This is a genomic window from Paenibacillus sepulcri, assembly GCF_042647105.1.
Taxonomy (GTDB): domain Bacteria; phylum Bacillota; class Bacilli; order Paenibacillales; family Paenibacillaceae; genus Paenibacillus_Z; species Paenibacillus_Z sepulcri.
Genome location: NZ_JBHRUP010000001.1, coordinates 6,819,968 through 6,842,983 on the forward strand (window position 1 = coordinate 6,819,968; position 23,016 = coordinate 6,842,983).

Consider the following 23,016-nt stretch of genomic DNA (forward strand, 5'->3'; position numbering starts at 1 on the left):
TAAGAGATCCTTATACATTCCAACGGGGAGATGCAGGCGATGATAAAAATTGCGGCTGAGGAGAGCTGGGCTCCTCCGCATTGGGCGCTGATGGAGAGACTGCTGCTTGATTCGCTGAATCAGGCGGCGGCCGAATTCGTAAACCGTTATACCCGCGCCGACGGCACGCTGATTTGGCGGCCGGATTGGCCCGGCATGGATGGCTCGGATGATCCTTATGAAGGCTTCATGTATCTGGCGCTCCTGTATGTATTGGGAGGAAGCGACGAAACGCTGGAGCTGGCGCAGAAGCTGTGGGAGGGGATTACGTGGCAGTGGACGCAATACGGTCAAATCTCCCGCGAATTCGATGCCTATTACGATTGGATGCATCACGGCGAAGGTTATCTTTATTTATATTTTCTCGGCCTTGCAGACCCCGGCTATTTGAAGAACAGGCAAAGAGCGATGCGGTTTGCCGCCATGTACACCGGCGATGACCCGGAGGCGCCCAATTACGACAAGGAAAAGCGGCTGATCCGCTCTCCCATTAACGGAAGCCGGGGGCCGCGTTTCGATTTGACGGAGGAGGATTGGAGCACGCACCGCGGCATACTGGATCACTATCCAGCCCCGTTCGAGGATTTGGCCGGCGTGGATTATGCTTCGGGCAAATGCGCCTGGTCGGATGATGCGGTCTACCGGGAAATTATCCGGATGATGAATGAGCGGATGGCCAGAGGGGATGTCCCGCTGAATCTGAACGCGACGGGAATGGTCGCGAACGCTTATTTGTATTCCGGGCAGCAGCAGCTTCGCGACTGGGTACTGGAATATGTCGATGCCTGGAAGGAGAGAGCCGAGACGAACGGCGGCATTATGCCGGACAATGTCGGCTTGAGCGGCATAATCGGAGAATATATGGACGGCAAGTGGTGGGGCGGCTACTATGGCTGGCGTTGGCCCCATGGTTTCATAACCATTATCGAACCGCTGGTGAATGCGGCATCCAATGCCGTTCTGCTGACAGGGGATATGGAACGGCTGAATGTGGCCCGGGACCAGCTGGACCGCAATTGGGAGCTTCGGAAGACCGTGAATGGCCGTTCATCGGTTCCGTATAAACATACCGACGCAGGATGGACGGATTACCGCCCCGCCGATCCTTTTATTCCGATCCATCTCTGGTTCATCTCTATGGCGGACGAGGATCTGGAGCGTATCCGGCGGATTGGACTGGATGAGAGCTCTCTTGAAATCACGATTCCCGGCGTATCGGGAACAAGCGCGGAGACGAACAAGAGCACCAAGCATTACAACGGGAATACCGTTCCATGGTTTCAATACATGCAGGGAAACAATCCGGGTTATCCCGAGCGGATACTGGATGCCAACTATCGGCTGATCGGCAATCAGCTGCATAAAATGCGTTCACCTGAAGGCGACCCTGAAGAGTGGCGCTCGGACGGTTTCAATCTGGAGGATCTGTCCAGCATTCATAAATGGCAGGAGATGTGTCCGGTTTATTTTGAAGGACTGCTGCAGACTACGCTTGGCGCGCCCATGCATATTTCCCATGGCGGCCTGCAGCATGCCAGCGTCCGGTATTACGATGGCGTAAGGCAGCGGCCGGGACTGCCTGAGGATGTCGGAGCTCTTGTGGAATCCATCTCCTCTGGCTCGCTGATGCTTCAGCTGGTGAATCTGAGCTTGTTTGAGCGCAAGGAAGTGATCGTGCAGGCAGGCGCGTTCGGCGAGCACCGGTTCGAGGAAGCCGTTATGTTCAACGGGCAGGGCGGGGAAATCCGGCGGATTGAAGTAGGGGATAAGTGGCTGAGCGTGGAGCTTGCGCCGGGCTCGGGAACCAGACTGGAGCTGTCGCTGGCGCGTTATGTCAACCGCCCGACCTACGACCCGGTGTGGCCGGATCCGAATAAGGCGGAGATTCTCACAGGGAGAAACCCATAGGCAGCTTAACAATGGAGACCCCGTGCCGATTCCGGTGCAGGGTCTCTTCTGGTTGTGCGGAGGCTATCGATTTCAGTCTTGTGCATGGGGCACGGTTGCTTAGAGGTTTGCCAAATCATAACGTGCCGCAGGTCTGGACAGTATGGTAGATTAGAGGGTGAGCGAAAGGCGAAGAGGGGGATAAAATGAAGCTGTTTCATTTTAGCAAGGACGCTGCCATTCATACCTTTTTTCCCAGAGTAAAAGAAAACCGACAGAATATGCCCCCTGTGGTTTGGGCGATTGACGATGCGCATGAGTTTACTTTTTATTTTCCGCGGGATTGTCCACGAATTGTGTATACCAAGGGTGAAGGGATTCTAGAGGAGGATCACCGACGGTTTTTTGGCTTGACCGGCGCGGACATTGTGATTACCGTCGAAACCCATTGGTATGAGCGCATCAAAAACGCTACCGTATACAGATACCGTCTGCCCGTCGAGAGCTTTCGGTTATTCGATGAAATTGCGGGATACTACATATCGCCCGAGACGGTAAAGCCGCTGGAAATGGAACCCATTTCGAATCTGCTGGAGAGATTAATGGGTTTGAATATCGATGTGCGTTTCACCCCCAACCTGAATCCATTGAGAGAAGCCATTCTAAACTCCTCATTGAAGGATTTCGGCATGCACCGCTTCGAAAATGCAGGGAATCGATGAAAAGAAAAAAGCAAGCTGTCTCCAATAGCGGAAGACAGCTTGCTTAGTATTGAAATTAATTCTCGCCAAACGCCTGTCTTACAGCGCGCCGGACAGTCAGCAGATCATGTTCCACTTCCAGATACTCATCCGCTCCGCCCCGGAATTCCAGCGACCAGCACCCCTGGTAACCGCCCTGCCGCAGCAGCTGCACTTTCTGGAGCAGCCCGGTTCCGGCGAAATCCACAAACGCCCTGTCAAACTGGGCATGCATCGTGAAAGGGGAAACCAGCTCGTCCCCGATTTCCTTATCCGCCAGCCAGCGGTTGACATTCAGTACGATTCCAAAGGACGGCGAAGCAACCTCGTCGCTGACCCGCTTCAGATTTTGGGGGGATTGGGAACCGGCCTGATGCGTCTGCGGCCCTACCCGAAAACCATGCTCCTGGCCAAACTGCGTGTACTCCCTGTACCGCATGACAATGAGATTAAACTGTTCATCCGTGATGGCAAGTGAATTGACACCCATATCGATCCGAAGCGCTTTAGCCCCCCATCTGCGTGCGATGTCGAGGTACAGGAGCGCTTTTTGGTAGTTTTGTTCGCGTATGGCAGGATCATCATGCCAGATATCGGCACCGTCCACGCTCAGGCAAGCGACGGTCAAGCCCTCTTCATCAAGCGTCTCCTTGACGCTGTTGATATAGCTGTCTTCTGTGGAGAGCAGCATGCCGCTCCAAATATCTGCCTGATCAAGGCGGTAGCGGTACTTGATGCTTTCCAGATAGCCAAACAAATTGATTTTTCCTGCGGCGAATAAAGCGTGAAATGACCATGATCCGATAGAAAAGCCTGCCATTTGATTTCCTCCTAATTCAACCCGGCGGTAAGCGGGTTATGCCCTTTATTGAATTACTTCAGGATTATATCATAAATGTTCAGAGGTTGAGGGGGGAGAGGTGCACTGCGATTATTCCAAAAAAGACGTTTCTCAATTGGATTGAAGCTTTATAAGCCTGGATATTGTATCGTCATCCTTCGACGGTATATTGATGGTGACGGTCAGGTGGGGAGAGCCCGCCACAAGAAACGAAATTTGGTCAAATACGAGCATGCCGGCCGACGGGTGATGATTGATTTTCTTCCCTTCGGGACCGTTCAGGACGTCGTGCTGCGGCCACCATTCCCTGAATTCCGGGCTTGCCTGATTGAGATCCTCGATGAGCTCCATCCACCATGGATCGCCGGCAAATTTGCCGTAGCTGGCGCGGAATTGAGCCAAGCGGTGCCGGGCATGCGTTTCCCAGTTTTCCTGAAGCATCTGCCGGACATATGGCGATGTGAAGGAACGCCAGACGGTGCTGCGCTCACGCGGGGACATGGCCTCATAATTCCCGTAAATCCGATTTGCCATACTGTTCCAGCCAACAATGTTCAGGCGTTGATCGGTAACATAGGCAGGACTTATCCCCTGCTGATCAAGGAAGCCCTGCAGCGTCGGACTGATGCTGCTTTCGGCCGGGTTCAGATCCGCAGGCGGCTGCTGCAGGGCCAGCTGAAATAAATGTTTTCGCTCATCCGGATCCAGCTGGAGAGCACGGGCAATGCTTTCCAGTACTTGTGCGGATACCTGAATGCTGCGCGCCTGCTCCAGCCATGTATACCAATCGACGCTGACGCCCGAGAGCAGCGCCACTTCCCCGCGCCGAAGACCCGGCGTCCGCCGCCGTCCTCCGCCGGGCAGACCGGCCTGCTCGGGTGAAATACGGGCGCGCCGCGTCCGCAGGAACTGCGCAAGCTCCAGAAAACGCTCATTATTTGCCTGGTTCATTCCACTTCACCGGCTTCCTTGATGGGATATTATCATAGGAGATTTTCTCCTATGATAAACCATCATCTTATTCTAGTATAAAATCCATTATACACTTTCATCAGGGAAATGACGATTTTCCATATCGCGATGAAAGGGGTAGATAAGTTTGGAACATACGCTGCAAATACAGGCCAAACAGGCAGGCAAGCTCTCCAAAATGCTGCTGCTTATCGGACTTTCACTCGGTTATTTTATGGTGCTCCTGGATACGACGGTGGTGAGTGTAGCTTTGCCTGCCATTCGCGCCGACCTTGGGGGAGGCATAGCCGGCCTGCAGTGGGTCGTGAACGCCTATACGATCGTTTTCGCCGGCCTGCTGCTGTCGATGGGAGCATTTGCCGACAAGCTGGGAGCCAAGCGCGTCTATATTGGCGGCCTCGGCTTGTTTCTGGCGGCATCCGCCTTTTCGGCATTTGTTCCATCCCTTGGGGCGCTGATCGGTCTGCGCGCCATACTTGGTATTGGCGGGGCCGCTCTGCTGCCAGCCTCGCTGACGCTCCTTGCCTATGCTTATCCGGAGCCATCGGAACGTGCGCGGGCATTGGGAATATGGGCAGCGGTGACGGGAGCGGCGATGGCGGCAGGACCTGTCGTGGGCGGATTGCTGGTCGACTCGCTGGGCTGGCGCAGCATCTTCCTGCTCAATGTTCCGCTTGGCCTCATCAGTCTGGTCATGACATCGCTTCTGGTCAGTGAAACCAGGCGCAAACCGCAGACAGGCTTTGATCCGGCAGGTCAAATCACAGCCATTGCCGGCATTGCTTCACTGTCTTACGCTCTTATGGAGGGAGATCAATACGGATGGCATTCTACGGTCATTCTCTCTGCGTTTATTCTGGCGCTTCTAAGCGCCATCCTGTTCCTGATTGTTGAAGCAAAAGGCAGGAATCCGCTGCTTCCGATGCTGATCTTCAGGAATGCGGCGGTATCAGCCGGGATGCTTGCAGGGATGGCGGTTAATATCGGCCTGTCGGGTATTTTGTTTATTCTGCCTTTATTCTTCCAGCAAGCGCGCGGATTATCCGCCCATATAGCGGGACTCGCGCTCCTGCCAATGATGCTTCCGCTGGCGTTCAATCCAATTTTTACCGGTCGTCTCGTAGGCCGGATCGGAGCAAGAATACCGATGACGTCCGGCTTTGGCCTGGGTGCGCTGGGTATGTTACTCCTCGTATGGGTGGACACCGATACGAATTACATGCTCACGCTCGCGGGACTGCTGTTGATCGGATTTGGCGTATCATTTACGATTCCCGCATTGATGGCGGCTGTCATCTCTTCCGTGCCAAAAGAAATGACCGGCGCCGCATCAGGCGCTCTGAACTCAAGCCGGCAGCTTGGGGCGACGCTGGGCGTTGCCATTCTCGGTTCAATTTTGAGCGGCAGCGAATCCTTTGCAGGCGGTATGCATATCTCGCTTATGGTTACAGCCGCGGTTATGCTTGGCGGCAGCTTGCTCTCGCTGGCGTTTATCGGCCGGAGAAAATCAAATTGACAGCAGAGTATGCAGGCTTTTCCAATTGCCTGGGATCAGGTAAAATGAAGGCTGCGGCAAACGCCCCGGAAGTGAGCGGAAGTACGAATATTTCGAAGCAGGCACGTATGAATTTTTCTAAAAATAACAAAAACCGGCTGCTTCGGCAGCCATTTTTTGCAGAGAAAGGGGACTCGTTTATGTTAGGCATTGAATTATGCCGCCGATTTTATGCTGAAATTGTGGAGCCCGTAATGGATACATTATCGCCTGTATCCTATTCGGCTACTCTGATCGGCCCGGGAAGCGAAGTACTGGGGTTTGACACGGAAATGTCGAGGGACCATGACTGGGGACCGCGCGTCTATCTTTTTCTGCATGAACGTGATCTTGCGCTTCGCGAGACTATCCGGGCTTTGCTTGATCAGAGAGTCCCGCCAAGCTTCTACGGTTTTCCCATCGATATCAAGATGACTGTAATCACTACGGTGCCAAATTTCATCAGGGGCCATCTTGCCACGGACATCACCCGATCGTTGGAGCTGGTTGATTGGCTGACCTTCCCCTCCCAGAATCTTCTGGAGATAACCCGCGGAGAGGTTTTTCGGGATGATGACGGTCAGCTGTCAGCGCTGCGCCATACATTTGCTTTCTATCCGCGCGATATTTGGTTATACCTGATGGCATCCGGCTGGCAGCGGATCGGGCAGGAGGAGCATCTGATGCACCGTTCCGGTTTTGTTGGCGACGAGCTGGGCTCAGCGGTCATCGGTTCTCGCGTCGTTCGGGACATTATGAATCTGTGTTTCTTGATGGAAGGCCAATATGCGCCATATCCAAAATGGTTCGGCACGGCATTCAGACGTTTGAAATGCTCGGATCAGCTCCTGCCCTGCCTGTTAACGGCTCAGACGACAGCCGACTGGAGAGAACGCGAGCTTGCATTAAATGAGGCATACAGCTGTTTATCGCAAATGCACAACGGGCTGGGGATCAGCGAAAATATTCCCGCTGACGCCTCAATGTTCTACGACCGCCCCTTCAAGGTTATGAACGGGGAAAGAGTTGCCGGCCTCATTGCGGGGCAAATTGCGGATTCGGAACTTCAACAGCTGGCCCAGGCTCGTCTGATCGGCGGCATTGACCAAATTACGGACAACACCGATTTCAGAAAACTGGGCAGTTGGCCGGACGGAGATCTTGCACGAAATGCTTTGAAAACATTATTCAAGCCGCTAAGAAAATGAAATATTTCTCCTTGAGCTATGTACCGGCCATGCTGCTGTCGGCCGGGCAGGACTAATGAAACATAACGTTTTCAGGATTGCCTGACGATTGCCGGCCATGAGGACAGCATCTTCTGACGGTCGCTTTCTGCCGCGATGAACGATTTCAGCTTCTGCACTTCAACGGAAGGATTCCACTCAGAACGTTTATTAAAGACTTTGCTCGCAATTCCATAGAATAGATGGGGGAACAACAGGTCGGCATAAACAATCTGGCATTCCTCATCGCTCAGAGGATGGACCTCGCGGTAGGCTCTGAGCATCGCAGTCGCTTTCGCTGCGCTCCATCCATGCTTTTTCATGACTTTATTGAAGATTTTACGAAGATCCCGGGCTGGCAAATCATAAGTCAGCGAATCCATGTCGATTACAGCAAGGCCTTTACCCGTCTTGATCAAGTTAGCTGCCGCAAAATCCTGATGGCACAGATTTTTTTGCGCAGCGACCTTGTTGACCCAATTGGTGTAATAGCTGCTTCTAATCCACTTCAGGGCTTCTTTTCCCTGGTTGATGAAATTGTCGGCATGGAGCAGGTACAGCTTTTGAAATTCACTGCTGCTTTTGGCCATTCCCTTAAAGCCCTCCAACCGCTCGATATACCGCTCATAGCTTTGCGCCCAGCCGCCCAGATGAACTCTTTCGTTGGTCGTGTAATTCGAGGTGAATCCTCTTGAAGCCATATGAAATCTGCCGAGCTCCTTCATGATGGCCAGCAGATCCTCTGTTCCATAGGTTGGGGAAGAGCCCTGCACTGCGTCCGATAAGACATAGCAGTTGCCGCTGCTGTCCTCGGCATAATCTTTTCCTGACCGGGTCTCCACCATTGCCGGGATGGGAGCCCCGTTTTTTTGCATATGCCTGATCGCTTGAACCAGAAACAGCAGTCTCTTTTGGGTTGCGGGCGATTTCTTTAATATTTTTGTGCCTGCGTTGGTGACTACGCTCCATGTCGCTTTTTTGCCTTTGTCCGAGATCAGTTTGACGCTTTTCACACGTAGAGGATACTGGAACATAATTTCATTAATATTCGCCTGCATGAATCCTACCTGCCTCTGTAAGATATTCTTTTAAGACCTGCAGCGCTATTCCTGTTCTTGCGTGAACGAAGCGGGCGGGCCGATTTTCTCTTGGATACGGATGCACTGGACAATGGAGTGGGACTGCTGGAATAGGCCCCCATGTAAATCTTGTTCAGCCGGTCCGACACATGCCCGAACGTGAATTTGCTGTCTACCAGCTGCCTCCCCCGTACAGCCATTGCCGATGCCTCTTCTTTATTGGTGAGCATATAGTTGATGGCATTGGCAAATGAATTCGCGCTCGTATAGTCACGGACGATGTAGCCGTTGTCCTTATGCGTAATAACTTCAGCATTACCGCCGCGATTGGTCGTAATGACGGGAACGCCTGCAGCCATCGCTTCGTAATGTACGCGCGCAAGAGGCTCCTGCCATTGCGAGCTGCACACGAATACGTCGGCCATCGAGAAGTAATTTTGAATCTCGTCAGCCGGAACGAACTGGGTGAATATGACCTGATTCTTATACGGTTCGGCCAGCTTCAACAGCGATTTCCCGTAGTCATCCACAGTATTGTCGCTGAACCACTTGCCTCCCACTATGACCAGAACGGCATCCGGATGCTGCGCAAGGACACGTTCCATTGCCTGAATGAGCAGATGCGGGCCTTTTTTTACGCTCAGCCGCCCTACAAATAGGATAACTTTCTTATTATTGACCCCGTAACGGGTGCGAAGCTGCTCGCGCATGCTGTTCCCCCGTGCCGTCCATATAGGAAAATAGCGATTGGGATCAAACCCGGAATAGATCGCTTCGACTTTATCTTTCGCTTCGGGAACCCGGTCCGTTATGGTCTTCTTAATGTAGTTGCTGACGGTCGTTATTTTATGGACATACTGTACACAAAGCTTTGCATCCGAATCCGAAATTTTGTTCTCGGCAAACATTTCATTATGAAGACTCAGGACAAAGCGGCTGGAGGGAGAGGCCTTCTTGAACGGAATGACGTTGACCGGCCGGTTAAAAACATGAACGACGTCATAAGCGTTTTCTTTTAGCGAACGGGCCACTTCCGTTACATACTGTTCCCTTGGAAATCTTATATAGTTAACGCTGCCGCGAGTCTCCAGATCCGGCAGGAGCTCATCCGTCACTGAATAAATGGTTAATTGATGCTCGCGGGCAAGAATGGGAGAAACCCCGTCCATCATCATCTGGATGGCGCCGCCTTTTACAGCGGGAGCAGGAAGTTTCTCCGTACATACGAATGCCAGTCTCATTCCAAAGACAGCCTCCCGTTATGAATAGTATTTTGTAAAGTAGGCCGGTTCTTCGGCCAAGCCTTCTGTTAAGCTTACTTTCGGTTCGTAGTTCAAGAGCCGGGACGCGTTGGTAATATCTGCCCATGTATGCATCGGCTCTCCCCGCAGGGCGCCTGCGTTCACGATATTCGCGTGTTTTCCCGTCAAATTCTCCAGTACGCGAATCACATTCAGAATGGAGGAGCGTTCTTTTCCTCCAATATTAATGGTTTCACCTACCACTGAGGGCTGGTCCGCGACTGCAGCCGTCGCTTCAATGCAATCGCTGATATACGTAAAATCTCTTGACTGCGTGCCGTCTCCAATCAGCGTTATCGGTTCGTTTTTAATCATTTGCTTTATAAACCGATGAAAGGCCATATCCGATCGTTGACGGGGTCCATATACGGTGAAAAAACGCAGAATAACGATGGGAACGCCATCGTTATTCCAATAAACACGGCATAATTGTTCACCCGTAAGCTTGCTCACACCATAAGGAGAGAGCGGGGGCGTGCTTGTGTCCTCCGGCACCCTTCCTGTCCGTTCTCCATAAACGGAAGAAGTGGAAGCAAAGATGAATTTCTTGATTGCCTTGCAGCAGTCCATCCCAATCGGTATGCAGCAATTCTGACGTAACCAAGGTGAACTTTGAGTGGGAATGAAACATCTCGATGTTCTTGGTTCCTATTATTTTCAACTCGTCGCGAACAAAGGCATCGATTCCAATGACTTCGTGCTTCCCGCTATTCAGTAAAAATTCACAAAGATGCGAACCGATAAATCCCGCGGCACCCGTCACCATGATTTTCATGGTCTTCCAACTCCGAAGCATTCAAACCCATGCGCTTCCATTGTTTTTTTGTCCAGACAGTTTCGTCCATCTAACAGAAGATTTCGTTTCATCAGCAGCTTGACGCGGTGAAAGTCGGCTTCCATAAATTCCGGCCAGCCTGTCGCAATGACAAGCGCATCTGCCTCCTTTACGGCCTCATATTTATCGGAACACCAAACGACGGACGGGATAGGAGGAGATACGAGCGGATCGTAAGCATAAACCTGGTATCCTTGTTTCGTCAGCAGCTTCATAAAGGCTATTGCCTGAGAATAGCGGGTATCATCGGTATTCTCCTTGAACGTTGCTCCCCAGACTGCGATCCGGATGTTCTCTCTCTTTTCGCCCAGCTTGTGGTTCAGTTTATTCAGATAAACCCCCAGTTGTGAGCGGTTAATTTTTTTAACGGCCTGAAGCAGCTCCATTTTTACCTGTTTGGTGGAAGCGGCATAATTCAATGCATTGACGTCCTTCGGGAAGCAGGAGCCTCCATAACCTAACCCCGCCTGCAGAAATTTGGGCCCGATCCGATTGTCCATCCCGATCCCTTGGGCAACCTCCGTGATATCGGCGTGATAAGCCTCGCAAATACGCGATATTTCATTGATAAAAGAAATTTTGGTAGCCAAAAAAGCGTTGGACGCATATTTAATCAATTCCGCTTCAATACGTTGAGTCAATAGAAATCTGGTTTCAATAGCCTGGTACAGATCCTTCACTATAAGCGCCGCTTCTTCATTGGCTGCTCCGATGACGATTCGGTCGGGATGCACCGTATCCTCAATTGCGCTTCCTTCCCGCAGAAATTCGGGATTGGACACAAGCTCGTACAGCGCTTGGCTTACCCCATATTCTTGAAGCAGAGCATCAATCCGGTCCGCAGTTCCAGGGGGAACGGTACTTTTTATAATGATGGTTTTAGGAGAACGAATAACAAGCGAGAGGTCTTGAACGACACTAAGGATATACTTCATATCCGCACTGCCGTTTTTGGCGGAAGGCGTTCCGACTGCAACGACAACGACCGGGCAGTTCATCATATGCCGTTTTACGTTCGCAGCGAAAAACAGTCTTTCTTCCGCCTGATTCTTCGCGATCATTTCGGTAAGTCCGGGTTCATAGATCGGTACGATTCCTTCTTTCAGGCTGCTTATCCTGGCGGTGTCGCGATCCGTGCAATAGACAATATGGCCGATATCGGCTAATACAGCAGCCGTCGTGAGGCCGACATATCCCGCTCCAACAACACAAATATTCATATAGGAATTCCCTCTTTCAAATCTACTAATCTATTATATTAGCGGTTGTCCAACAATCGTCACGGCCAATGATCCAAACAGGATGAAATTGGGCCCTGAATAAGTACTCTATAAAATGGGTGTATACAGATGCCTGATTTTGATAGAGGACAAGCTTCAAATAGAAAATTCTTTATATACTGATAATTAACAATAATAAAATATTTGAATGGAAGAGGTGATTTTCATGGTGTTGAAAGCAATCATTCCCGCTGCCGGCTATGGGACTCGAAATCTGCCGATAACCAAAGCGGTTCCAAAGGAAATGTTCCCGATCAGCGGCCGGCCGGCGATCGATTATATCGTATCGGAAGCCATAAACGCGGGGATACAGGAAATTCTAATCATTCTCTCCCGCAATAAAACGGATATAATGGACTACTTTGACCGCTCGATTGAGCTGGAGTCGCATTTATCCAAGCATCACAAAGAACATATGATTGAAAAGGTTGGCCCGGCCAAGGTGTACATTCAATATGCCCGACAGCCGGATGCGCTCGGACTGGGACATGCCATTCAGATCGGCAAATCGTTCGCAGGAGATGACCCGTTTGCCATTCTGCTTCCGGATCAAGTCAGCCTGGCTCAGACCTCACCGTTACAGGCATTGATTCATGTGTACGAGCAATACAAATGTCCGGTGATCGGACTGCAAGCGGTACCGGAGGAGCTGCTTCAAAACTATGGAGTCGTCTCCGGAACGAGTCTGGAATCTCAGGTCTGCCATCTTCAATCCATAATCGAAAAGCCTAAAATCAATCCGCCATCCAAGCTTGCCGTTATGGGGAGATATGTACTGACGCCGGAAATATTTCCTTATCTCGAACAAATCGAAGCTAACGGGGGAGAAATCCAGCTGACTGAAGCATTAAACGCAATGTGCCGATCCAGGAGGATGCTTGGTTACGTGTTCACGGAGAAGTGGTACGATATCAGCATTGAACAGGAATATCTGAACATCCAACGCTGCGCATACCTGATGAAGCAAGGGAAAAATGAATAGACGAAAAAAAACCGTTTACAACCTGTGACCCGCAATAAGGACACTTTGCAGAAGTGACCTTTGGATGGGTCATTTGCGCTTTCCAGGAGCTTTTGTTGATTAAAAAAAATGACCTCTGATGAAACCAGAAGTCATCTATGAACCGTATAACCGCAAAATGTGTATGATCTTATTCGATATCATCGCCGGTTGTCCGGTTGCCGCCCGACTTGCCGCCCGCTGTCCGGTTGCCCGCTGTCTTGTTGCCGCCCGACTTGCTGCCCGCCGTCCGGCTGCCGGCCGTCTTGCTGCCGCCCGACTTGCTGCCCGCTGTCCGGTTGCCCGCTGTCTTGTTGCCGGCCGTCTTGCTGCCGCCTGACGTGCTGCCCGCTGTCTTGCTGCCCCCGGTTTGATCGCCGGCCGTCTTGCTGCCGCCAGTTTGGCTGCCTGCAGCATTTTTTTTGGATTTCTTTCCTAATGGCATATACATTTACCTCCTCTTTACGTTATTTAGTATCATATGAATGAAAACTAGTACTCGTAACGGGTCATCAGTTGGTTTTATAGAATACTAGATATCGCTCTCCAGTTTTCACTCTGAGCTATGAATATATCTGAATGATTATAAACAGAAATAATTTTCATTGTGATTTATATTTATGAAATAAATATGCAAGACAAGTGAAACGGATTTCCCGAATATTTATTTGCTTTATCTTGTGTTTTGGCGTAAATACACTTAATATAAAGTTGAATTTTGTGAAGCCCGGTTCGTAGAATTTTAAGGTGAGTGGGAAAAAATTAAATGGCGATTAATGATAATATTCTGATTAAGATCAGGGACAAGAAGGATAGCTTGACGCCAGTCGAGAGAATGGTAGCTGAGAGCATTTTGACCAATTTGGAGGAAATTCCCCATCTTTCCATCAAGGGTCTTGCTAAACTGAGTAAAACCAGCGATGCCTCCGTTCTTCGTTTCTGCAAAACGATGGGTTATAACGGTTACCGCAGTTTTATCGTAAGCATCTCTGCATCACTGGGCTCCATGGACGAGGAACAGAAGGATCAGTACACCGATATCCAACCAGGAGACGACCTGTCCATCATCATCTCCAATATTTCTCACAACAATGTCAGATCCATTGAAGACACGCTCAGCATCATCGACCGGAATGAGGTAGCCCGTGCTGTCAAAGCGCTCCGTGCCAGCAATCGGATTGTTTTCTTCGGTGTCGGAGCCTCCGGTCTGGCCTGTCAGGATGGGGAACAGAAGTTTTCCCGGATCAACAAGATGTGTCACGCCTATACCGATGGCCATAGCCAGCTCACTGCCGCAACCCTCTTGGGAAAGGGCGATGTAGCCATCTTTATCTCGAATTCCGGCGCTACGATAGAGATACTCGACTCGCTGGAAATTGCCAAGAGGAATGGAGCCAATATTATTGCCATTACCAAATATAACAAAAGCGAATTAGCGGGAAAGTCAGATATTGTGCTCAGCATCTCAACTCCGGAATTAACCATAAGAAGCGGGGCTATGGGGTCAAGAATCGCTATGCTTACCATTATTGATATCCTTTTTGCGGGGAGTAGCGAGTGCGGAATACCAGAATGTGAAAAAATACCTGACCAAGACCCATAACATCCTGGCAAGCAAGCAGAAGAAATAAGATGGACGTTACTGACATTAGTGATTTAGAGCTAGTGTCTTTTTTTGTCGCAAGTAAGAATTAAAAAAACAAAAATTAATTCTAAAATAAAATTTAATTTCAGAATCTATTGACGGAATCCCGGCGTCCCCTTAATATAAGCTTAAGAAATGGAATGTGTGTCAGCTAAATTGACATTACAATAACCTGAGGCAGGAGAATGAATTGGCTATGAATGAATATCTCGCGGGACTGACAACGGAGGAGATTAACCAGGATACGCTGATGATCGATGATAGCACGACAGAACAAATACTGCGGCTCCTGAATCAAGAGGATGCGAAGGTTCCTGCAGCGGTCGCTGCGGAAATCCCGCAAATCATGAAAGCGGTTGAAATTCTGCATCATCTGCTTGGAAATGGTGGCAGAATGTTTTATATAGGGGCCGGAACTTCGGGCAGATTAGGTGTGCTCGACGCGTCTGAATGCCCACCCACCTTTGGCGTTGATCCTCTGCTGGTGCAGGGACATATTGCCGGAGGGGATCTTGCTTTGAGATTGGCTGTTGAAGGATTTGAAGACAATGCAGAGGAGGGGATCGCTTTAATTGAGCGCTGCGGCGTTACGAATAAAGACGCGGTTATAGGCATTTCTGCGAGCGGGAGCGCAAATTTCGTCATTGCCGGTTTGAAGAAGGCAAGAGAGCTTGGTGCCGCAACTATAGGGGTAGTGAACAACAAAAACTCCAGAATAGAGGATGTCTGCGATGTATGTATTGCGCCTGTTGTCGGGCCTGAAGCAATTGCGGGCTCTACAAGGCTGAAGGCGGGAACTGCTCAGAAGCTGGTTCTCAACATGCTCACAACCTGTTCGATGGTGAAGCTGGGCAAGACGTATAACAATCTTATGGTCGACTTGAAGGCAAGCAACAACAAGCTGAATGACCGCTCTATCCGCATTATTCAGACAGCAACAGGCACGGACGCCGGAACAGCAGCCAAATATCTGGAAAAGGCTTCAATGAGCTGCAAGCTTGCCATCATGATGATAAAAACGAGCCTGGAGGCAGAGGATGCCAAGCGGGCACTGGATCTATCTGGCGGAAACCTGAAAGCAGCCATACGCAATTTCAGTCGAGTTGTTTAATCCGCAATTATAAAATCCGATTCCTAGGGGGCAATATTCTGTGAAAAGTAAAATGCGCGTTCTGACATCCGTATTAGCTTTGAGTCTGTCTTTGACCACACTTGCAGCATGTTCATCCAATAACGCGAATTCCAATAACGGCAATGCTTCCAGCCCGGGCAACACTTCAAGCGCAGGAAGCACAGAGGCGAAAGACACCATTACGGCGCTGCTGCCGCCGGTTTCCGCAAATTTTCAAGAACATTTTGCTCAAATGGAGAAGGGGTTCAATGAATTATATCCTAATCTCACCTTGAAAATAGAGCCTGCCAGTTGGGAAGACATGACACAGAAGCTCGATACGCAGGTCAATGCGGGCAGCCCTCCTGATCTGGCGTTCATCGGCTCGGACGGGATTTCCAAGTATGTGCAGCAGGGAATGCTTATGGACATCACTGATACGGCAACACCGGAAATGGTCGCAGATTACGATAAAACTCCGCTGGAATACATGAAAAACGGCAGTGGTCTGTATGGCTTCCCGGCGTATATGGAGGCTCACGCCTTGGGAGGGAACAAGAAGTTCATGGAAGAGGCCGGAATCGACTGGAAAGATATTCAAAAAAACGGTTGGACCTACGAGCAATTCCGCGAAGCGATTAAAAAAGGCGTTGTTAAGGACGGAGACCAAACGAGCCGCTACGGATTTGTGTTCGCAACCGCTGGCGTTACATCCAAAGACTATTTGAATGTGTTGATCAAAAATGCAGGCATGCCGTCCGCATTCACCACAGATCTGAAATACGCTTATACCAATAAAAATTATCTGGAAGTGTTGAAAGCAGTCCGGGCTCTTATTGACGACGGCTCGATGCCAAAGGAGCTCAGCTCCGTCGACGCGGGCAAACGCTGGAACATGTTTCTGACCGGTCAGACGATGATCACGGGCAAGGGCCTGGCCACCTTTGAGAACTCCGCCAACCAAAATAACGAGAAGCTGGAAGCCAACGACGGCAGCGCCGTAAAAGGAAGTATAGCGGTCGATTATATCGTACTGCCCGTACCTACATTTCTGGGGAATGAACCGCAGTCCAGCGTTGCGGTAGATGGTTATGTCGCTTTCCGCGGCAAAAAGGAACCGACGGCCGAGCACAAAGCCAATGTCGTAAAAGCAGCCTATTACCTGGCAAGCGGCAATGTTGCGGCAACAACCAATAATGACCTTTTCGTTGCGCATATTACGGAAAGCGGGAGAAAAGCCGCTGAAAGCATGACGATCAACAGGAATCCCGACAATGTGGCAGCCGTCGAAACCCTGCTCTCGCATGCAACGCCTGCCCGTCCTGATATCCCTGTTGAATTGGGTGCCGAAGCCATCAAAATTGAAGATGAAGTGATTATTCCTAAATTACAGGCGCTGCTGGCTGGTGAAATTACGCCTGAAGCCATGTATGAAGCGGTAAAAGCCGCTGCAATCGACGCCTTTGGCGAAGACGGCGTGGTGCAGGAATAAGGAATCAACCAGATAGTCGTGTGCATCCGCATGCGGCTATCCGGTTGAGCGAGCCGGATATCTGAAATGAGGTGCTGCTGTATGATTCACTCAAGCAAATTCATAAAAAAGCGAAAAATAAAAGGAGACGGAGCTTGGGGATATGCGTTTATCGCCGTAGCTTTAGTCATATTTGCAATGTTTACGGCCTATCCGGTTGCCAGTGCCTTCGTGATCAGCTTTCAGGAATATAAACCGCTGGGATCCACCTTTGTTGGATTCGATAATTATGCTCATACGATACAGGATTCCTTGTTCTGGAAATCCATCAAAAATACCGTTGTGTATACGATTCTAACCGTGCCGGTGGCCCTGTTCCTGTCCTTTGCCGTGGCAATCCTGATTTTTCCATTGAAGAAATGGATGCAGACGACCTTTAAGGCCGTCTATTATCTTCCGGCAGTTGCTTCAGATGTTGCCTTATCGGTTGTATGGCTGTGGATTTTTGATCCGATGCCGTCAGGTATTTTTAATCAATTGATTAACTCGGTTGGGATCGGCAACCAGAATTGGCTGGGATCGAGCTCGACATCCATGTTCTCTTTGGTGTTTATGGCATGGCTATCCAGTCATGGTGCGAGTATTATCATCTATTTGGCAGCCTTGCTGGGCATAGACGGGAGCTACTATGAAGCGGCCGAGCTCGATGGGGCGTCTTTCCTGCAAAAGCTTTGGTATATCGTCATTCCTTGCCTGAAGCCAACGACCTTATTTCTCTTGGTCACCGGTGTTATCGGTTCGTTCCAGGTGTTTCAGAACGCTTATTTGATGACAGGCGGAGGTCCCGATAATGCAACTACGATGGTCGGATTGCTCATATTCAATAATGCATTCAAGTACTTCGAGTTCGGCGAAGCGGCTGCGCAATCCTTAATCCTGGCGCTTCTCATCGCGGGAATAGCATTGGTCCAATTCAAATTCCTTGGCAAAGAAGTGGAATATTAGGGGGAAGGAGGATCATAGATGGCGCTCTTTAGCAACCATTCAGAGAACAATAAGATCAGATATATCAGAAATACGGCGATCATCATTTTGCTTCTAATCTTTGCCTTGGCAACGTTATTCCCCATTTATTTTATGATCATTTCATCCTTGGGGGATCCCGTTGAAGCAGGTGCGATGAGCTATTCCCTCTTTCCAACCAAGATATCGCTTGATTCCTACAAGTTTTTCTTCGATTACAGCGAATATTCCGTCAGATGGCTTTTGAACTCCTTGATTGTGGCGGGGAGCGTCACCATTTCCAATGTATTTTTTGCAAGTATGGCAGGTTATGCATTCTCGAAAATTAAATTTAAAGGCAGAGCGTGGCTCTTTGCTTTGCTGCTATGCTCCATGATGATTCCTTATCAAGTGACACAGGTACCCTTGTATATCCTGATCGTCAATGTATTCAGCATTCAGAATACCTACAGCGCCTTGATACTGCCAGGTCTGGTTACGGTATATAATATTTTTCTTGCCAAACAATTTATGACCACCATTCCCAAAGAGATTATAGAAAGCGCCAAGATAGAAGGCTGCAGCCAGCTGCAAATCTATCTCAGAATTATTCTGCCTTTATCCAAAACCGTCATGGCCGTCATGGCAATCCTCACGTTCATGGATAATTGGAACTCCTTCTTCTGGCCGTTTCTGGTTACCAATACAATGGATATGCAAACCATTCAGGTTGGTTTGAAAAATTTCCGCTTTGCCAATACAACTTATTTCGCTCCGATGATGGCAGGCGCCACGATATCCGCCCTTCCCATGTTTATTCTGTTTTTCAGCCTGCAAAAGTATTTTTTGGAGGGCGTTACCGTAGGGGCGGTGAAAGGCTAAATGGCCAGCATATCATTGCCTTCTCATGACCGTCGCTATGCCGTGGGTTTGATGTCCGGTACTTCTGTGGATGGTATCGATGCCGCCGTGATTGAGATTAACGGTGTTCCCGGCGGGCAGCCTCATGTCCGCCTGATCGCATTTGAGAATAAGCCCTATCCGGCTAAAGTCAGGGAAGAGATTTTTGCCTTGTTTGATCCGAAGGAGGCGGCAATAGACAGAGTCGGACGCATGAATATATGGTTAGGCGAGCTGTTTGCGGAGTCTGCCCTGTCTGCCATAGCAGCAGCCGGTATCGAGCCCAAAGATATTGCGGTCATCGGTTCCCACGGGCAAACGATTTATCATGCACCTGAAGCGCATGATGTGGATGGTTACAATCTTCATTACACGGTGCAGATTGGAGAAGGTGCGGTTATATCTGCCCGAACCGGAATTCCCTGCGTATCGGATTTCCGCGTGGCTGATATGGCTGTCGGCGGGCAAGGGGCACCGCTGGTTCCGTTTACGGAATATCTGCTGTACCGGGAGGACAATCGGACCCTGCTGCTGCAGAATATTGGCGGCATCGGCAATATTACCGTGATTCCGGCAGGCGGCACCCCAGATCAGGTTTTTGCGTTTGATACGGGTCCGGGGAACATGCTGATCGATGGCGTGGTGGCGCGTTTGTATCCCGGAGAAAAAACGATGGATACCGGAGGAGCCATAGCACATAGGGGCGACGTAAATAGCGATCTTCTTCGTATGCTGCAGCAAGAGGCCTATTACAGCCTTCCTTTGCCCAAATCAACGGGCAGAGAACGGTTTGGCACATCTTATATCGATGGGCTGATTCGCTATCAACAAGAGAACAGTCTATCTTCAGATGATATCGTCGCTACCGTCACCATGCTCACTGCGTGGTCGATTGGAGAGGCTTACTCCCGTTTTATCCGCCACCGCCACCCAGCAGATATGATGATCGTGGGCGGAGGAGGAAGCTATAATCCGGTGCTGATGAAATTTCTAAAGCATGAGCTCGAGTCTATGAATGTGCAGGTGGTTACTCAAGAAGAGGCTGGATATCGCAGCGATGCCAAGGAGGCGATTGCTTTCGCCTTGCTTGCCGATTATACAATGGCTGCGAAGCCAAACAATCTTCCTGTCGTCACGGGAGCCCAGCGAGCAGTGATTCTGGGGAAAATCTCTTATTAAATTCCTGCCTGAATGGAGGCATAGCTTCATGATTGTGTCTTGGGACAGCCATTATACTCAAGGGGTTATATCTTTGTGGAACAAGGAAGCTGTGAAAGACGGATATAAGGAGCTTACCGAAATCAGCTTCACAGACATTTTTTTGTCCAACCCCTACTTTGATGAAGAAACGACATTTATTTTACTGGAATCTGATCAGGTTAAAGGCTTTGCCTGTGGATGTACGGGCGATGACTTGCCCTTGGGACATGCTGCAGGCTATATAACCTGTATAGTATTATCCAGCGATTGTAGAACCAATGAAACGTACGCGATGATGTTAGAGGTCTTGGAGAACCGTTTTAAGTATTTGGGTAAACAGCAGTCAGAGCTCATGTTTTTTAATCCCATGCGACTGCCTTGGTATATACCGGACACCCCGCATCATGAGCATAACAACGCACCCGGCGTACCGGTAGACAGTGCGCTTTATCCCTTTCTGCTCAGTCAGGGTTATGCAGAACGTGCCAGAGAATGTGCCATGTATCTGAATCTTGCCGGTTTCACTGTTCCTGAAGATATGAAAGCCAAAGAAGCAGCAGCGGGCATGGACGGTTACAGGGTGGAACTGTTTGAATCAGAGGAGATCAGCGGTGTGGAGGAAATGCTGGACGGATTCAATAATCCTTTGTGGAAGAGGGAAATAGCACAATGTGCCGCTGACAGCGTGCCCGTTGTATTCGCCGAATATGAAGGGAAAGCAGTCGGCTTCGCCGGTCCAGTCATACGCCAGAACAACGGCAGGGGCTATTTTACCGGAATCGGAGTACATCCTGAGCATGAGGGACACGGACTGGGGAGTATCCTTTTCTTTAAATTATGCGAAGCATTTCAGCGTATCCAGGCTACGTATATGTCGTTGTATACGGGCAGCACCAATCCGGCCATCCGGATTTACGAGAAGGCTGGTTTTCGGACGGTCAAACCATTTGCTGTGATGAGAAGGGAGCTCTGATTATGAGTGAACAACAATTAACGATATTGGCGGTCGGCGGTCATGTGGGCGATATGGAGCTGACTGCTGGCGGCGTCCTGGCAAGCCATGCGCTGAGCGGCGACAGGATTGTAACTTTAGCGCTGACAGCGGGTGAACGCGGAGTTCCGGCAGGCAGAGATGTGGGGGAATACCGCGAGCAGAAGGTTAGGGAAGCCGCAGCTTTCGCAGAGATGCTGGGCGGTGAATCCATCGTATTCGAGATACCCGATGGAGAGCTGCAGGATAACGAGGAGATGCGCCTGCGGGTATGTGATGTGATTCGTGAAGTGCGGCCCACTGTTATCATCACTCACTTCAAGAACAGCATGCACAAGGATCATATGACGACTCATCTTATTGTCAACGACGCGCGATTCTATGCCGCTCTGGCCCCTCTGGAACGGGAGAATCCCGCTTTCTTTGCCTCCAGGCTGTATTATGCGGAGAACTGGGAGGACGCAGTCGGCTTTGTACCTTATGTATATGTGGATTTCTCTCAAGAAGCTTATGATTTGTGGATTAAGGCGGTGTCACGGCACTGGTTTGTGACCGGAAGCAAATCCTTCCCTTATTTGGAATATTATAAGCATTTGTCCAGAGTCCGCGGCATCGAATCCCGAAACGAGTATGCGGAGACCTTCATGATTCCGGAGGAAAGTATGCGTGTCCTTAAGGGGCAGCTATGATCCGAAACGGCATTGACTGTATAACGCAATATGCCCATGTATTCAAAGGCAAACGGTTGGGACTGATTACGGGTCCTACAGGCTTGAACAATGATTTTGCAGCTACCATTCAGATTCTGCATGAGAATTTCAACCTGGCCGCTTTGTTCTCGCCAGAGCATGGTGTGCGCGGCGACCAAGAAGCCGGGGCGATGGTAGATACCTATCAGGATCCGATTACTGGCGTGCCCGTATACAGCTTGTACCGGAAGGATTCCAAGCGGCTGACTCAGGAGATGCTGGAGAGAGTAGATATGGTCGTTTATGATATTCAGGATGTGGGAGTACGGTATTATACCTTTATCTACACCATGCTTTACGCTTTGGAGGATTGTGCAAAAAACGGCAAGGAATTTGTCGTTCTCGACCGGATCAATCCGCTCGATGGCGTGACGGTGGAAGGGAATATTCTGAAGCCAGGCTATCAATCGTTCGTGGGCAATTACCCTCTCTGTGTGCGCTATGGCTTGACCCCTGGCGAGGTAGCTTCAATGGCCAATGATCAGATGAACTGGAACGGCAAGCTGACTATCGTGCGATGCGACGGCTGGGACCGGAGGATGCAATTCCCTGACACGGGCCGTATCTGGGTGCAGCCCTCCATGGGAATTCCGCGCTTTGAGACGGCATTGCTGTATTCCGGCACCTGCTTGTTTGAGGGCACCAATATTTCTGAAGGAAGAGGAACCACGTTTCCCTTTGAAATCATAGGAGCACCGTTCATCAATGCCCTGCAGCTGGCGGATGAAATGAACCGGATGAAGCTGCCCGGCGTGCTTTTCCGCCCTGTTTACTTCAAACCAACGGCTTCCAAATATAAAGACGAGCTCTGTGGCGGTATACAGCTTCATGTAACAGATGCCCGTACCATCCAGGCTGTAAAAACGGGAGTTACTCTTATGTATACAATCAGGAGGTTCTATGAACCTTTTTCATTTTTGCCGCCAATAAGGGAGAACGCCAGACCTTTTATTGATTTGCTGTGCGGGGATAATTTGTACCGTGGCGATTCAGTAGACTTGTCGTCTATGCTGGAGAAGTTCCAGGCGGAAAGCCGTGACTTTGCAAATCTCAAACGGAACTATCATCTTTATTGATGAGGAAAGGGCTCCATTGCCCCTTCCGGTCGAGTGAGTATTACAGGTGAAGATAACAAGGACGTGATCATGGAATGAGATATGTTGCCGGATTGGATGGCGGCGGCACCAAGACGGCGGTGAGTATTGCGCGCAAA

The 23,016-nt window shown here is 50.0% G+C and carries 19 protein-coding genes and 2 pseudogenes; 14 read left to right on the forward strand and 7 right to left on the reverse strand.

What is annotated here, in order from left to right:
* Positions 1-39 precede the first annotated feature (39 nt).
* Together ACFOLF_RS29565 and ACFOLF_RS29570 are read left to right on the forward strand one after the other, a co-directional pair.
* Complete coding sequence (locus ACFOLF_RS29565) at positions 40-1,947, forward strand: hypothetical protein (protein WP_210037545.1); 1,908 nt, start codon at positions 40-42, stop codon at positions 1,945-1,947.
* A 185-nt stretch (positions 1,948-2,132) separates the two neighbouring features.
* Positions 2,133-2,648 (forward strand): DUF6886 family protein, encoded by a 516-nt coding sequence (locus tag ACFOLF_RS29570; protein ID WP_210037546.1) that lies wholly within the window; start codon positions 2,133-2,135, stop codon positions 2,646-2,648.
* Positions 2,649-2,703: 55 nt separating this feature from the next.
* Here the strand turns inward: ACFOLF_RS29570 and ACFOLF_RS29575 are convergent, their stop codons facing one another.
* Complete coding sequence (locus ACFOLF_RS29575; protein ID WP_210037547.1) at positions 2,704-3,486, reverse strand: sugar phosphate isomerase/epimerase family protein; 783 nt, start codon at positions 3,484-3,486, stop codon at positions 2,704-2,706.
* Positions 3,487-3,618: 132 nt separating this feature from the next.
* Complete coding sequence (locus tag ACFOLF_RS29580; protein ID WP_210037548.1) at positions 3,619-4,458, reverse strand: helix-turn-helix transcriptional regulator; 840 nt, start codon at positions 4,456-4,458, stop codon at positions 3,619-3,621.
* Between the two features lie 148 nt (positions 4,459-4,606).
* On the opposite strand from ACFOLF_RS29580, the gene ACFOLF_RS29585 reads away from it, so the two are divergent.
* Positions 4,607-5,995, forward strand: a complete 1,389-nt coding sequence (locus tag ACFOLF_RS29585) for an MFS transporter (RefSeq protein ID WP_379112762.1) — start codon at positions 4,607-4,609, stop codon at positions 5,993-5,995.
* 179 nt (positions 5,996-6,174) lie between these two features.
* Positions 6,175-7,221, forward strand: a complete 1,047-nt coding sequence (locus ACFOLF_RS29590; RefSeq protein ID WP_379112759.1) for a DUF4037 domain-containing protein — start codon at positions 6,175-6,177, stop codon at positions 7,219-7,221.
* 71 nt (positions 7,222-7,292) lie between these two features.
* On the opposite strand, the gene ACFOLF_RS29595 is transcribed toward ACFOLF_RS29590, so the two are convergent.
* From ACFOLF_RS29595 to ACFOLF_RS29610, 4 genes and pseudogenes are all read right to left on the reverse strand, one after another.
* A complete protein-coding gene (locus ACFOLF_RS29595) occupies positions 7,293-8,297 on the reverse strand; it encodes a CotS family spore coat protein (protein ID WP_210037550.1) in 1,005 nt (334 codons plus the stop codon).
* Positions 8,298-8,302: 5 nt separating this feature from the next.
* Positions 8,303-9,559: a glycosyltransferase family 4 protein gene (locus ACFOLF_RS29600; RefSeq protein WP_210037551.1), complete on the reverse strand. Its 1,257-nt coding sequence runs from the start codon at positions 9,557-9,559 to the stop codon at positions 8,303-8,305.
* Positions 9,560-9,577: 18 nt separating this feature from the next.
* A pseudogene (locus tag ACFOLF_RS29605) lies at positions 9,578-10,394 on the reverse strand (NAD-dependent epimerase/dehydratase family protein).
* A complete protein-coding gene (locus ACFOLF_RS29610; RefSeq protein ID WP_210037552.1) occupies positions 10,391-11,674 on the reverse strand; it encodes a UDP-glucose dehydrogenase family protein in 1,284 nt (427 codons plus the stop codon). The pseudogene ACFOLF_RS29605 and the gene ACFOLF_RS29610 overlap by 4 nt, the downstream one beginning before the upstream one ends.
* Before the next feature lie 226 nt (positions 11,675-11,900).
* Here ACFOLF_RS29610 and ACFOLF_RS29615 point away from each other — a divergent pair, with 226 nt between their 5' ends.
* Positions 11,901-12,716: a UTP--glucose-1-phosphate uridylyltransferase gene (locus ACFOLF_RS29615; protein WP_210037553.1), complete on the forward strand. Its 816-nt coding sequence runs from the start codon at positions 11,901-11,903 to the stop codon at positions 12,714-12,716.
* 169 nt (positions 12,717-12,885) lie between these two features.
* Here ACFOLF_RS29615 and ACFOLF_RS29620 read toward each other — a convergent pair whose 3' ends face one another.
* A complete protein-coding gene (locus tag ACFOLF_RS29620) occupies positions 12,886-13,179 on the reverse strand; it encodes a c2 calcium-dependent domain-containing protein 4C-like protein (RefSeq protein ID WP_210037554.1) in 294 nt (97 codons plus the stop codon).
* A gap of 321 nt (positions 13,180-13,500) precedes the next feature.
* On the opposite strand from ACFOLF_RS29620, the pseudogene ACFOLF_RS29625 reads away from it, so the two are divergent.
* From ACFOLF_RS29625 to ACFOLF_RS29665, 9 genes and pseudogenes are all read left to right on the forward strand, one after another.
* Positions 13,501-14,365: pseudogene (locus ACFOLF_RS29625) on the forward strand (MurR/RpiR family transcriptional regulator).
* 210 nt (positions 14,366-14,575) lie between these two features.
* On the forward strand, positions 14,576-15,490 hold the full coding sequence (murQ, locus tag ACFOLF_RS29630) for an N-acetylmuramic acid 6-phosphate etherase (protein ID WP_210037556.1): 915 nt from the start codon (positions 14,576-14,578) through the stop codon (positions 15,488-15,490).
* A 40-nt stretch (positions 15,491-15,530) separates the two neighbouring features.
* Positions 15,531-16,982, forward strand: coding sequence for an ABC transporter substrate-binding protein (locus tag ACFOLF_RS29635; protein WP_210037557.1), 1,452 nt, complete (start codon positions 15,531-15,533; stop codon positions 16,980-16,982).
* A gap of 81 nt (positions 16,983-17,063) precedes the next feature.
* Positions 17,064-17,966, forward strand: coding sequence for a carbohydrate ABC transporter permease (locus ACFOLF_RS29640; RefSeq protein WP_210037558.1), 903 nt, complete (start codon positions 17,064-17,066; stop codon positions 17,964-17,966).
* Between the two features lie 18 nt (positions 17,967-17,984).
* Positions 17,985-18,845, forward strand: a complete 861-nt coding sequence (locus ACFOLF_RS29645) for a carbohydrate ABC transporter permease (RefSeq protein ID WP_210037559.1) — start codon at positions 17,985-17,987, stop codon at positions 18,843-18,845.
* The gene (locus tag ACFOLF_RS29650; protein ID WP_210037560.1) at positions 18,846-20,042 is read left to right on the forward strand and encodes an anhydro-N-acetylmuramic acid kinase; all 1,197 of its coding nucleotides are present in this window, start codon (positions 18,846-18,848) and stop codon (positions 20,040-20,042) included.
* Between the two features lie 28 nt (positions 20,043-20,070).
* On the forward strand, positions 20,071-21,036 hold the full coding sequence (locus ACFOLF_RS29655; protein WP_210037561.1) for a GNAT family N-acetyltransferase: 966 nt from the start codon (positions 20,071-20,073) through the stop codon (positions 21,034-21,036).
* A 2-nt stretch (positions 21,037-21,038) separates the two neighbouring features.
* Positions 21,039-21,743 carry a PIG-L deacetylase family protein gene (locus ACFOLF_RS29660; RefSeq protein ID WP_210037562.1) on the forward strand — a complete coding sequence of 235 codons (705 nt, stop codon included), beginning with the start codon at positions 21,039-21,041 and terminating at the stop codon, positions 21,741-21,743.
* On the forward strand, positions 21,740-22,879 hold the full coding sequence (locus ACFOLF_RS29665; RefSeq protein ID WP_210037563.1) for an exo-beta-N-acetylmuramidase NamZ family protein: 1,140 nt from the start codon (positions 21,740-21,742) through the stop codon (positions 22,877-22,879). Before ACFOLF_RS29660 ends, ACFOLF_RS29665 begins: the two co-directional genes overlap by 4 nt.
* Positions 22,880-23,016: the final 137 nt, after the last annotated feature.